Origin of the sequence: Candidatus Uabimicrobium amorphum, from assembly GCF_009002475.1 — a bacterium.
GTDB classification, from domain to species: Bacteria; Planctomycetota; Uabimicrobiia; order Uabimicrobiales; family Uabimicrobiaceae; genus Uabimicrobium; species Uabimicrobium amorphum.
This window is the reverse complement of the sequence record NZ_AP019860.1, coordinates 8,918,851-8,931,821: the sequence shown is the minus strand read 5'-3', so window position 1 is coordinate 8,931,821 and position 12,971 is coordinate 8,918,851. Positions and strand designations below refer to the sequence as shown.

Sequence of the window (12,971 nt, the reverse complement as noted above, 5' to 3'; positions counted from 1 at the left end):
TAATTTTTTTATAGATGTTCTTCGCGTAGTAAATCGAATATGGTTTTTACGGGAGTAAATGTGGTGATGGGAACTTCTACGAATATGGTATTCCAGTAATGCATACTTCCGTTCCATAGACCGGGTCGTTCTATTGATTTTAGATATTTGCCGCGATGTGATTTTTCTACGGTGATGAAGGCATCGTGATTTACATATTTATGGAGGTCAAATTTCTCCCCGCGAAAGTTTTTGACACCACATACAACGTCCACAGGATTAAAATGACTGGCATTTTGCATGATATCTTGTTGCTCAGGTAAGATTTGTACTTTTTCGACGATTTGGCAACTACACCCATGCGGTTCTTTGACCCAAAATGGACCACCACCAGGTTCCCCGGTATTTGGTACCACTCCACAAACACGAAGTGGACGATTTAAAAAGTCAATTAATTCAGTGGGGGACAGTTCTTGCGAATGAGCGATGTGTAAAGAGTTTTTGGCAAAATTATGCGCTTCGCGTATTGTTTGTTCATCTGGGTTTGCGTGTAGCTTTTCTAAAAAACGAAAACTTTGCTGTTGTAAATCGTATAATAAACCAATGAGAACTTTTTTCCACAAATACGTATCGTTTTTTCGCGAATCAGGGCAGACATTGTCTACATTTTTAAGAACGATAATATCGCTATCGCAATTGTTCAAATTGTGAATGAGCGCTCCATGCCCAGCGGGGCGTAATAACGGTTTTCCGTTTTCTGTACGCCATAATTCTCCTTGCTGATTTAAGGATAGAGAATCCGTACAATGCTCTTGGTGTGAAAAACGAATATCAAAATGACTATTCCACCTCTGTTCCCAAGTGTTCATTTTCGAGTCTATGAGGTTTTGAAAAAGAGGTAGGTGCTCTTCGGTAATCGTAAAATGCAAACGGCAATGTCCGTCTTTTTTTATATAGTTAACGGCTTCCGCTAAGTGTTCTTCAAATGCTAAGCGTGGTTGTGGATATTTGTGGAATAGGAGTAGGGCTTTGGGTAAATTGGCGTAGTTTAGTCCCTCTTCTGTTAGTAAGAATTGCAATACCTCTATTTGTTTTTGGTGTTTGTGTGATGGAATCTGATCGTAAAAAGCGAATTTGTCGAGGTTTTGGAAAAACTTTTGTATTTGCGGTGAGTTATTTTGCGGAGATTCGATATATGCAAGTAGTTCTTTGAACATACGTGTTGCCGCTCCCGAAGCGGGAACGAATTTCGTGATATTTTGTTTGTCGCAAGCTTCTTGCCATAGTTTTATGTACAAGTCACTATCATTGATTTGGGTGATTCCATCTCCATGTGTACAAGCACGTTCTAAGGTGAGGTAACGCTGTGATTGTTTTATGCGTTCAAGTTGTTCTCTTGCTGTATCAATATCTATGTTATGTTGTTTTAGAAATTGAATATCTACACTGTTTAGCATAAGAACTCCTATTTTTTTTGTATTTTATCTTTCTGTTGAACCCACAGGTAGACACGATTAATGATAAATACATAGAGATAAATAATGGTGAGTATATTGACTACATAAATGACATTGTTGGAAAAATTTTCGGCATTCCCGCGGTAAAACTGAAAAAGGCCTCCCACGCGAATTGTGTCGTATGGCCAGTAGTAAATTACAGTGACGGCAATCGTGGCAATGGTGCAGATTGCGATAGTAAAAAACATATTCAATGGATTAGGCAGCAATGGATTTTGTGGCGTTTCAATAAATCCAATTACCGAACTCAAGAAAATAATTCCCCACAAAAGAAAAATCACGTATTGCATATCTATCGCATAAAAATAACTATAGCGAGAAATCACACTGTTGAGAATCGGCGTTAGAAATGTAATGTTGTCATTGGTAAATTGTCGAAATTCGTAACTTTGTTCATAAAAATATGTGACAGCGACTATATTGAGAAATATTGTAAGAATAAATAGATATATAAGACTACTAACTCTATGTTTTTTAAATGCTTTCTCCATTTTTTCTAGAAAGCTCCTAATTCTTAGTGGTGGATAGGAATCGCGAAAACCACAATTTCATCCAAACACTTTTTTCCTAAACAAACTTTAATTGATGACACGCCCTAGTGTTTTTATTACAATATGATCCATGCTGAAAATCAAACAAAAAACAAAAAACTCGTAGCAAGGAACACACATCATGGGCATTGTAAAATCCACACTTAAATTTTTATGGTATGGCTCGATTGGCGCGTCGTCTTTTTATTTTCGACGTAGCAAATTTCCTCAAATTCTTAGCAACTCACTTGTTCACTTAGGTCCTGTATATGTAAAGATGGGGCAAGTCATAAGTACGCGTCGCGATGTAATACCAGAGGAGTACACCGAAAAGCTTTCCACGTTGTGTGATAATGTGCCTCCTGAAAAAGAAAAAATCATGCGTAAGATTATACGTGAGAACCTTCCTAAAGACGCAGAAGAAATTTTCAGCGAATTCGGCGAAGAACCGATTGCTGCGGGTTCTGTTGCACAAGTTTACAAAGCCAAGTTGCATAGTGGAGAAGACGTGGCTGTTAAAGTACTTCGCCCAAATATACTGAGTGAGGTACACGACAACTTTAAATTTATTCGTATGATGGTCAATGTTTTTGAGTTACTTTTCAAAAATTTACGAATGATTAACCTACCGGGGATCGTCAATGAACTAGAAGGCCTGTTAATTACTCAGACGGACCTAACTCATGAAACCGATAACTTTATACGTTTTCGCGAGCTATTTGCTGACGAACCAAACCTCACCGTTCCCAAAGTATATGCCGAGTTCTCAAGTACACAAGTTATGGTAACAGAATTTGTCGACGCTGTCCAACCGTACGAGTACGAAAAGCTGAATACTCCCGGAGAGGAGCTAGCGAGCCGTGTAGATAATCTTATGGATTCGATGATATTTTTGCAAGGATTGTGTCATGCGGATTTACACCCTGGTAACTTTTTTTGGAATACCAAAGGAGAACTAGTACTCATCGATTTTGGTTTAGTTCATGAGTTTCCGGTGGAAGATCGCAATCACCTGACCACATATTATTTTTCGTTAGTCGAAGGATTTTATCACTTTGCAACGCAGTATTTTATCGATCACTTTATTATTCCACATCCCAAACGTCGCAAGAAAGAGTTTGACAAAAAGGCATTGCTAGACGAATTGTATGACATCGTTAAGGAACACAGTAGCTCTCAAGACGGTTTTTCTGTTGTTTTTTACAAACTGATGCATGTACTCTCGCGTTATCAGTTACAATTAAAACCCAACACTAGCAAGATGTTTTTGACCCTTATTACCGTAGAAGGTTATATCCTACACTTAAATCCTAAGTTCGATATGATTGAAAATACACGTAAGAAAAAAATGGATATGGCCGAATACACCTCTTTACCTGAAGAAGTCGAAAAAATGCTTATGCAAGACTTTGGAAGTTACTCCACAGCACTTTTTAAAGACAATTGTTCCATCGAACAGGCGTACAAGAATCGCAATGAATTCACCATGCAACAAATTGGTCTTAAGAAAGGTCAGTTTGTTATTGATGTTGGTTGTGGACGTGGACAAATGTTAGATGCGATGAAAAAACGCGGAGCCGATGTTTTAGGGGTTACGATTAGTAAAACCGAACAGCAATTGTGCGTTGAGCGTGGACTAGATTGTGTATGGTCGAGTTGGGAAGATTTTGACAACGTAGTGGAAAAGCCATATCCGCTCGCCGATGCGATTGTTATCATTGAAATTTTAGTGCACATGGCGTCAATATTCGAAAATCGAGCAGGACTTATGGATTTGAGGCTGCAAAAGCTATTCGAATGGTGCAGTGGCAAGCTAAAAGACCACGGGAAGTTGTATATTCAGGTTCTCAACGCCGATAGTCGTTTTATTGAAGGACTAAAACACCAAGAGACATGCAATGAAATTATCGAAAAAGCGCCGATATTGGGATTTGCGTCGGTAAAACAGTTGGTGGCAAATAGCGATCCGTATTTTGAAGTGGTAGAGATTCACAACCATTCCGAGGACTTGTTAAAGACCTACTATTATTTCCAACAGCAATTCGATAAGCACGAAAAAAGATTCGCCGAACTACTAGATCCCAAATTTCACCGATTGATGCGCATGGAATTGAATATCCTAACCGAGCTGGCCGAGAAAAAAATTATGCGTCTGCATCGCATTTTATTGCAGAAAAAGGCCTAGGTGAGATAGACATTCGTTTTCATATTGATGCCCCATCAATATGAAAACGATACTCTTTTACAACAACCTACCAAATAACCATTGTTCTTGGAAACCATGAACTTACTTCCTTTTGGTGCTTTTTACTTACCTTGTTTTTACCTACATTCAAACGTCTGAGATTTTTTAGTTGTGACATTTCTTTTGGAATAATTTTTATCGTGTTCTCGTGTAAATCCAGACGAGTTAATTTTTGCAGTTGTGCGATTTCTGGTGGAATAACGTTTATGTTGTTATTATATAACACTAAAGCCTCTAAGTTGTGTAATTTTCCTATTTTTGGAGGTATCATCGTTATTTTATTGAAAGATAAATCCATCTCAACAAGATTTTGTAATTCACCTATTTCTGGTGGCATTATCGTTATTTTATTTAGACATAAATTCAGAAATGTAAGATTTTGTAATTCTCCTATTTCTCGTGGAATTTTTGTTATGTAGTTGTCGGCAAGGATAAGGGTCTCAAGCTTTTTTAATGCTCCTATTTCTTTAGGGATGGTAGTTATTCGGTTGCAGTCTAAATTTAACTCGGTAAGATTTTGTAGTTCTCCAATTTCTGGAGGAATTACCACGATACTATTTTCTTCCATCACAAGAATTTGTAATTTTTTCAACTTGCGAATTTCTGTTGGTATTGTCTTAAAGGTGTTGATGGATAAATCTAAATGCTGCATTTCCTCCAGCTGCGATAAAAAAGGGAAATCTTCTTTTGTGGCGGTGTCAAAAAGTTGCTTACGATAATCCCATATAAAAGGCGAGTACAGTCTGTTGTCTCGATGAGGGGCAAGCCCGTATACACGGAGAAAACGCCAAGAAACAGTACCTATTTTGTAGTCATCTCCAAAACGTTTGACAATTTCACTTCGCATCTGAAAATACATGATGGCAATAACAATTGCAAAAATACTCACCAAAAAAGTAAACGCGATAAAAATTTGCGAAAGCCACTTTTTTTTATTCATTCTAACTCTGCCTCCGTCATTTTTTAACAAAATTCCTAGTTTAAGGCTTGATATAAATACATGATCGTTTCACATAGCCGCAATCATGATTATGATCACAGCTATGTGACAGTTTTGAGGAGATCAGAGCGTCTTCCCCAAAACAAGGCCAATAAGCGTCCAGCTAACAACAGGATCAATAACATTGGCAAAAGTATAGTATAGTGGAAAGCCAAACCAGATCATTTGCGCGACGTATAATGTGGCAATAAGTAGTGATAGCACCACGAAGAATGCTACGCGTCTGGTGTAGCTTTCTATTTGCGCTAAGCGAATGAGAATAATGGCCATGATTACCATCAGCAAGTTGAGTAATAGCGATGATAAAAATTTTTGTGGGGAAAGTGGGTCGACTCCTTTAGGTAGAACCACCATCAAGCTCACCACTGGTCCACGCTTGGATTCTTTGATCAGTTGCTGCCACGCTTCCGGAGTTTCCTCTGCGGGAAGTCCTGGTGAATGAAAAACGCCTGGCTGGGGGATATTTTGTAAGACCTGTGGATCTATGGCGCCTTGTGGCAAGTTTTGCAGTGAGTTGCTGTGAAAAGGGAGTACCATCCACGAAATGGCATTCCATATAAATAAAATAATGGTACCGCTTACAATACTGATAAATAGCTTTTTCATATAACCACCTCCTAAGGACCTATAAAATTGCTATTGTAAAAAAAGTTGCACAACTTTTATACAATAATAAAAAAAACGCTTGACTTTTTATAGGCATTGTATTATTCTTTTCACGATGTAACAAAAGCCGAAGTGGCGGAATTGGCAGACGCGCAAGGTTGAGGGCCTTGTGAGAGTAAAATCTCGTGTGGGTTCAAATCCCACCTTCGGCACTTTTCATCTAACACCAAACCAAAAAATTATGAAAAAAAGTCTATTTACCAACCTAATTGCAATAGTTGTATTTATCATCACATATTTTAGCCCACAATTTACTGGTCAACAACATCTATATCAGGCCAGCTTATTCGCCCTATCAGGTGCATTCACCAACTGGTTAGCCGTGTATATGCTATTTGAAAAAATTCCTTTTCTGTACGGATCTGGTATTATTCCTAATCGTTTTGAGGAATTTAAAAGCGGTATTCGCAACCTGATTATGGATAACTTTTTCACTCAAGAAAATTTCGAAAAATACGTTAAGGAAGCTATGACAGAAGAGACGGACCTAAGTTCTGTCGTCGATGGGTTATTTGATAAACTACTACAAACCGTAGAAGAATCTTCCTTTGGTTCTATGTTAGGTATGTTCGGTGGAGTAGGTGCGCTTGAGCCTTTACGTGAGAGTTTTAAAGAGAAAACCCTCAACTTTTTAAATGAATCTAATATTCTCGAAAAATTTACAACAGGAAATTTTGAAAGTCTTCGAGAAAAAGTAGAACAGCTCGTCGACAAACGCCTAGAAGAACTCACACCACAAAAAGTAAAAGAGATTATTCAGAGTATGATTCGTGAACACCTCGGTTGGCTTGTTGTCTGGGGAGGTGTATTTGGTGCTCTGTTGGGTTTATTCACCTCTTTATGCCTATAAAAACCACGATATTTTTTTCTTGAATTTTATAAATCTTATGGTTATAGTTGCCACTTGTAAAGCAAAATTTGCATATACGCATATTTTTATATTATAAATTCTACATTATAGATGGAAGTCCGAATGGATAAGAAAAAATCTTTGACAACAGGTGAGGTCGCAAAACTTTGCGATGTTTCCATTCCTACAATCCACAAATGGATACGTGAAGATCGAATAAAACACTTTAAAATGCCAGGGTCAGGAAAAATTCGCATTCCGCGTGATGCCGTATACCAATTTATGAAATCTCATGGTTTTCCTACAGACGAAGAACAAGATGTGATCAATGTTTTATTGATTTGTGCACCGGAAAATTACAACAAAAAATTTGCAAATGCCATATTGAAAAGCGATACGTTTCAATTTAGTATAGCAAACGATGTTTTCGCAGCTGGTATGACGGCTACCCAAGAATTGCCCAACATTATTTTTGTTGATTTATCATTGACAGGTGTAGATAATAAAAACTTCTGTGGTTCGATTCGTAATACGGTGAATAATGCAAATTTAATTATCGTAGCTATCTCTAGTGCTTTTTCGAATTCTCAGAAGAAAAAATTGACTCAATATGGATTTAACGAATTTTTAGAATTTCCGTTAAAAGCAACCATGTTTAAGAAAAAAATTAACTCTTTGTTGAAAAAGAATTAAAAAATGAAAAATACAGTCGTGTTGGGCACACAGTGGGGTGATGAGGGAAAAGGAAAGTTAGTTGACCTTCTCTCTGAAAATTACGATGCTGTAGTGCGTTTTCAAGGTGGTAACAATGCTGGTCATACAATTGTTATTGGAGAAAATACATATAAACTACGCCTAATTCCCTCAGGTATTTTTCACCAAAAAACCTGTATATTAGGTAATGGCGTTGTTATTGATCCGCAAGTCTTACTCGAAGAACTCGAAGTATTGCAAAAAGCCGATATTGGTATTGATAATCTACGCATCAGTGAACGCGCACAGGTGATTATGCCATACCATAAAATTTGGGAAGCAATAGAAGAGAAAAATCGTGGTAAAAATAAAATAGGTACAACTCTCAAGGGGATAGGACCTACCTATAGTGATAAAATTTCGCGAAGCGGTGTTCGTATTTGTGACATATGTGACAAAGATCTATTGCGAAAACGTCTCGAAATAGTTTTTCCGTTAAAGGAAAAAGTGATTGTTGCATTAGGGGAAAAGTGCCCAACTATAGATGAAATTTGTGATGAGTATGCAAAGTATGGTGACTTGATCCGCAACTACGTTACAGACACCTCTCTTCTGTTAGAGGAACATATTTCTGCGAAGAAACCTATCCTTTTTGAAGGCGCGCAGGGAATATTTCTCGATATAGATCACGGTATTTATCCTTTTGTTACCTCTTCCAATACGTGTGCAGGAGCCGCAAGTTTGGGAAGCGGTGTACCTCCTAGTTGTCTTCACAATATTGTTGGAGTTGTCAAAGCTTATACAACAAGAGTTGGTAGCGGTCCATTTCCTACTGAATTGGAAGACGAGATCGGTGAAAGACTGGGAAAAATAGGCAACGAATTTGGCACAGTAACAGGTCGCAAAAGGCGTTGTGGTTGGTTGGACACCGTTTTGCTAAAAAATACGCATCGTGTGAACGGTTTGACTAGTATTGCTCTTACAAAGTTAGACGTTCTCTCAGGGATTGATGAACTCAAAATCTGTACACAGTACAAGTATCAAGACCAAATTTTACACCATTTTCCCAATTCTTTGAATGTTATTGATGATTTAGAGCCGGTGTATGAATGTTTACCTGGTTGGACAGAAGATATAGCGAACTGCAAAAATTTTGCAGATCTTCCAGTGAATTGTAAAAACTATATCGAAAAAATAGAGCAACTTGTCGGGGTTTCCGTTGATATTATTTCTGTAGGTCCCGAGAGATCACAAACTATTTTCAAAGAGTAAAACTTGACAGTGTGGTCATACAATGATATTATAAAAAATTCTTCAATAGTTCGATATTACTACCAATCGCTAGTTGTAAGAGTTATGTGAAATAACATAGGCATATGCATCTGCAAAAGTACCGTAAAAATAGTAAGTTTTCGGAAACATTTCCCGCAGGCATTTGTAAAAATTGAACTAGCAACTAAAATAATTACAAGGACAAGAATTATGTCTAGAGTTTGTGAAGTTACAAAAAAACGCACACAATTTGGGCGTAGCATTGCCAGAAGAGGTAAGCCTAAATGTGAAGGCGGTATCGGTTTAAAAACCACAGGGATCTCAAAGAGAACATTCAAGCCAAATTTACAAAAAAGAAAAATTTGGGTTCCTGAATTGAATGCTCATGTACAGGTAAAACTGTGTAAAAAAGCATTGAAAACAATTGACCGTGATGGTCCCTACAGAGTTTTATTGAAGGCAGGTCTTATTAAGCCAGTAAAGCCGAAGAAAAAGAAGAAAAATAAAGACAAAGAATAATGCTACACCCATGTGTTTAGGCACAGGAATTTCCTGTGCCTAAAACCATCTATCATCACACCAATATATCCAACGTCGCAACAAGCTCATGCATATCAGAGAAACGATCCTGTGGGTTCTTCGCAAGCATCTTTAAAATAATCTGTGATACCTCTGGACTTATTTTGTCGTTGTGTTCCTCAGGAGGTACAGGCAACTCATTGATTACCTGATACATTATTTGCATCGGTGTTCCCGTAAAACAAAACTGTCCTGTTATTAAAAAATAAAAGGTAGCTCCTAACGAGTAAATGTCACTTCTAACGTCAATCGTTTTCTTTTTGATCATTTCTGGAGCCATAAACTGAGGTGTCCCGATAATCGTAGACGTTGATGTCAAAGCAACATCTCTATTCAGGTCTTTTGCGATACCAAAGTCCATAATCTTGACGGTTTCTTTTCCGAGCATGAAGTTTGCGGGCTTTACGTCGCGATGAATGAGACCTTTTTCATGAATTGCTGCAAGACCTAGGGCGCATAATTTAATAATTTTTGCTGCTTCTTTAACATTGAATAAACCATTTTTTTGCATGTATTGGTCAAGGCTGTGTCCTTCTATATACTCCATAACAATGAAGTAAAATTTTTCTGTTTCATCAATGTCGTGAACTTGAACAACATTAGGATGTTCAATGGAAGCGGCAATGTTCGCTTCGGCATAAAATCGTTCGATATCTTCTTCAGGAATTGTTGCTGATTTGGGCAGTATTTTAATCGCGCGTTTCTTACCAAGATTCTTATGTTCAGCTAAATACACCACTCCCATACCACCACGGCCTAAAAGTCTTTGCACGTTGTACTTGTCTATGATAAATGAACCGATAAGACCCATCGGATCTTTTCTTTTGTCTATGGGTTTTTGAGGAACATTCTGTGGTTCTTGCGCAACAATGGTTTCTGCATAACCTTGTTGCACCGGTGGAGGTCCCGTTTGTGTGTCAGCAGTTTGTTTTATTGTCTCTGCATACCCTGAACCAGGTACAGATACAGGTACATCTTCGTTGATGGTGGCATCGGATGTTACGAAATTACGTAAGTGATCGTCGTGTATACTTTCTTGTGAGAAGTCGGCATTGATGGTTTCTGCGACACTGTTATTTTGTGGCGGTTGCGGTTGTTGTGACTGTTCTTTTTTTTGTATAAACTCAATGTCATCGTTTTTATTTTGATGGTTGAGTTTAATGGGGGATTTTTGATTTTTTTGAAATTGCAGTGCCAACTGTTGAAAGCTTTCTTTACCTGTCAACGTCTGCGTTTTCAGTGGGCTTTCTGTCTTTTGTTGGCGATTTTCCTTGTCTGTGAGTGTCTGTGTTTTCGAAGGGGTTTCTGCCTTTTTTTGGAAGTTTGGTATATTAGTTCTTTTGGTCGGAATATTAAGGTTTAGATCGCTCATTCGTTTACGTTGTGTTTTCTGAATGGGTTTATAAAAAGGCAAGTTGGAGGTTTTATAGTAATTTTTTGTGTGTAAATCGCGACCTATCTCATCCTTCTTTCTCACTTTGGTATTACCTGTGTCTTGTGTACGCTGTGTACCTAGTATACGCTGTGTACGCTCTGCATCTTGTGAGCTGTGTGTGCCTTGTGTACCTTGTGTACTCTGTATATTTTGTGTATTTTGTGTACTCTGTGTATTTTGTGTGCTCTGTGTATTTTGTGCGCTCTGTGTATCTTGTGTACTCTGTGTATCTTGTGTACTCTGTGTATTTTGTGTACTCTGTGTTTGCGCCGATACGCTTTGAAATCGATTCGTTTTACTTAGCAATTCTTCGTTCAAACGCTCAATTTCAGAGCTAACGGCAAGTAATTCTTCTTGCTGCTGCTTTTGAAGCTTTTTTTGTTCACGAAACTCTTCTATTGAACTATTTTTTTGGGAAGAGGAATCTTCTTTTTCAGATTGTTGTATTCTTTTACCCAAATTTATTTTTGCTTTTTTATCCATATCTTTTACCACAATATCTTTGAGGGAATACTATCGTTTCCATTATCGCTTACATTATTTTGCTCGGGGTCTCTACTATTTCCTACACAATGGTTTGGTTTTTATGAAGAGAAAATTCGCTAGTACCCAAAACAATAATAGTGAGCGTCATACAATGGTCTCTTCGTGAAAATTTTATTGCAAATAATGACTTTGACTTCTATAATCTCTTGAATCTAGAGCTGTAGATTAAATATCAAAATTAGAGAGTCCGCTTGTTTTGGGAATGAAGCACATTTTCCTTTACATGGTGGTAAAATATTTTGCTATTGTCTAAAAACAATTTATGACAATGTAGTAGACGACACCCGGATTTGTACCAAAAATGTTTCACAGATTTCAATATACTCATCTCTACTATACCACAAAACAAGAGAATGTTCTACTCTAAAAGGTTTCTGGGGAAATTTACAAACAAAGATCTAAGCGCGTAACAATATTTTTATTCTGTTGTACTTAAATCACTACAACCCCATTACAATACAGCTTAAACGTAAAAAATCACTTAACTAGTTTTAATCAAACCGAGGTAAGCTTTATGCAAATTTCGATACCGAAAGAAACTCATGCAAATGAAAAAAGAGTTCCTGTGATACCTGAGACAGCTGGAAAGCTTGTTAAGATGGGAGCTAAAGTTATTATTGAGTCTGGCATGGGTTTAGGATCTGGTTACCAAGATGAGGATTATACAAAGGTAGGCGCAGAAGTAGAAACTGATCGTGAAAAACTTCTCAAAGAAGGCGACATTGTACTGCGTTTGCGCAAGCCAGAAAAGTCAGAAATCAAAAAACTCAAAAAAGGATGTATTCACGTTAGTTATTTGGATCCTTTTAACGAGTTAGAATTAGTAGAAGAATTTAGCAAAGAAGGAGTTAACGCTATTTGCATGGAGTTAATTCCGCGATCTACAAAAGCCCAAAAAATGGATGCACTTAGTTCTCAGGCAAACCTTGCAGGGTACACCGCGGTAATTATTGCTGCAGACCATCTCGATAAGATTTTTCCGATGATGATGACCCCATCGGGAACAATTAAGCCTTCGAGAGTATTTATCATTGGGGCAGGTGTTGCAGGGCTCCAGGCAATCGCTACAGCAAAAAGATTGGGAGCACGTGTGGATGCTTTTGACACCCGTCCTGTCGTGGAAGAACAAGTGAAGTCACTAGGTGGAAAATTCCTGAAAATTGATCTCGGTGACACTGGGCAAACCAAAGATGGTTATGCGAAAGCACTTACCGAAGAACAATTAGCAATACAACGCGAAGCAATGGCGAAACATTGCTCACTTTGTGATGTTGTGATCACAACAGCACAAGTATTTGGACGCAAAGCTCCCGTAATTGTCACGGCGGATATGGTCAAGCGTATGAAGCCGGGAAGTGTTCTTGTCGATTTAGCGGTGGAAACCGGAGGAAATGTCGAAGGTTCGAAGGTAGACGAAGTAGTTGATGTCGATGGGGTAAGAATAATTGGTCTAGGCAACTTACCTGGGCGCGTTGCAATAAATGCTAGTCAAATGTATTCGCAAAACTTGTTTAACTTGATCGATGAGTTTTGGGACAAAGAAAACAAAACTTTCAAACTAGATTTGGAAAGTGAAATTATGCAAGGGTGTCTTTTGACACACGATAATGAAGTTCGCCATGAAAAAATCAAAAGTTTGTTAGAAGAAAAGTGAGGCAA

11 protein-coding genes and 1 tRNA gene are annotated in these 12,971 nt (G+C 37.9%); 7 read left to right on the top strand and 5 right to left on the bottom strand.

Annotated elements, in window-relative coordinates; genetic code table 11:
* Positions 1–8: 8 nt before the first annotated feature.
* On the bottom strand, positions 9–1,436 hold the full coding sequence (locus UABAM_RS31420; protein ID WP_151971987.1) for a DUF4301 family protein: 1,428 nt from the start codon (positions 1,434–1,436) through the stop codon (positions 9–11).
* Positions 1,437–1,444: 8 nt separating this feature from the next.
* Positions 1,445–1,987, bottom strand: coding sequence for a hypothetical protein (locus UABAM_RS31415; RefSeq protein WP_151971985.1), 543 nt, complete (start codon positions 1,985–1,987; stop codon positions 1,445–1,447).
* A 181-nt stretch (positions 1,988–2,168) separates the two neighbouring features.
* On the opposite strand from UABAM_RS31415, the gene UABAM_RS31410 reads away from it, so the two are divergent.
* Positions 2,169–4,211, top strand: a complete 2,043-nt coding sequence (locus tag UABAM_RS31410) for an AarF/UbiB family protein (protein WP_151971983.1) — start codon at positions 2,169–2,171, stop codon at positions 4,209–4,211.
* 67 nt (positions 4,212–4,278) lie between these two features.
* Here UABAM_RS31410 and UABAM_RS31405 read toward each other — a convergent pair whose 3' ends face one another.
* On the bottom strand, positions 4,279–5,211 hold the full coding sequence (locus UABAM_RS31405; RefSeq protein WP_151971981.1) for a leucine-rich repeat domain-containing protein: 933 nt from the start codon (positions 5,209–5,211) through the stop codon (positions 4,279–4,281).
* Positions 5,212–5,334: 123 nt separating this feature from the next.
* Entirely contained in the window at positions 5,335–5,877 is a 543-nt protein-coding gene (locus tag UABAM_RS31400; protein WP_151971979.1) for a hypothetical protein, read from the bottom strand.
* Positions 5,878–6,003: 126 nt separating this feature from the next.
* Here UABAM_RS31400 and UABAM_RS31395 point away from each other — a divergent pair.
* The 5 genes from UABAM_RS31395 (at position 6,004) to rpmB (ending at position 9,271) form a co-directional block, all read left to right on the top strand.
* Positions 6,004–6,089, top strand: a tRNA-Leu gene (locus tag UABAM_RS31395).
* A 29-nt stretch (positions 6,090–6,118) separates the two neighbouring features.
* On the top strand, positions 6,119–6,787 hold the full coding sequence (locus UABAM_RS31390; RefSeq protein WP_151971977.1) for a DUF445 domain-containing protein: 669 nt from the start codon (positions 6,119–6,121) through the stop codon (positions 6,785–6,787).
* A gap of 123 nt (positions 6,788–6,910) precedes the next feature.
* Complete coding sequence (locus UABAM_RS31385; protein ID WP_173013683.1) at positions 6,911–7,480, top strand: helix-turn-helix domain-containing protein; 570 nt, start codon at positions 6,911–6,913, stop codon at positions 7,478–7,480.
* A 3-nt stretch (positions 7,481–7,483) separates the two neighbouring features.
* A complete protein-coding gene (locus tag UABAM_RS31380) occupies positions 7,484–8,752 on the top strand; it encodes an adenylosuccinate synthase (RefSeq protein ID WP_151971973.1) in 1,269 nt (422 codons plus the stop codon).
* A gap of 210 nt (positions 8,753–8,962) precedes the next feature.
* Positions 8,963–9,271, top strand: a complete 309-nt coding sequence (gene rpmB / locus UABAM_RS31375) for a 50S ribosomal protein L28 (RefSeq protein WP_151971972.1) — start codon at positions 8,963–8,965, stop codon at positions 9,269–9,271.
* A gap of 55 nt (positions 9,272–9,326) precedes the next feature.
* Here rpmB and UABAM_RS31370 read toward each other — a convergent pair whose 3' ends face one another.
* On the bottom strand, positions 9,327–11,249 hold the full coding sequence (locus UABAM_RS31370; RefSeq protein ID WP_151971970.1) for a serine/threonine-protein kinase: 1,923 nt from the start codon (positions 11,247–11,249) through the stop codon (positions 9,327–9,329).
* A 577-nt stretch (positions 11,250–11,826) separates the two neighbouring features.
* Between UABAM_RS31370 and UABAM_RS31365 the strand changes: the two genes are divergently transcribed.
* Positions 11,827–12,966 (top strand): Re/Si-specific NAD(P)(+) transhydrogenase subunit alpha, encoded by a 1,140-nt coding sequence (locus tag UABAM_RS31365; protein ID WP_151971968.1) that lies wholly within the window; start codon positions 11,827–11,829, stop codon positions 12,964–12,966.
* Positions 12,967–12,971: the final 5 nt, after the last annotated feature.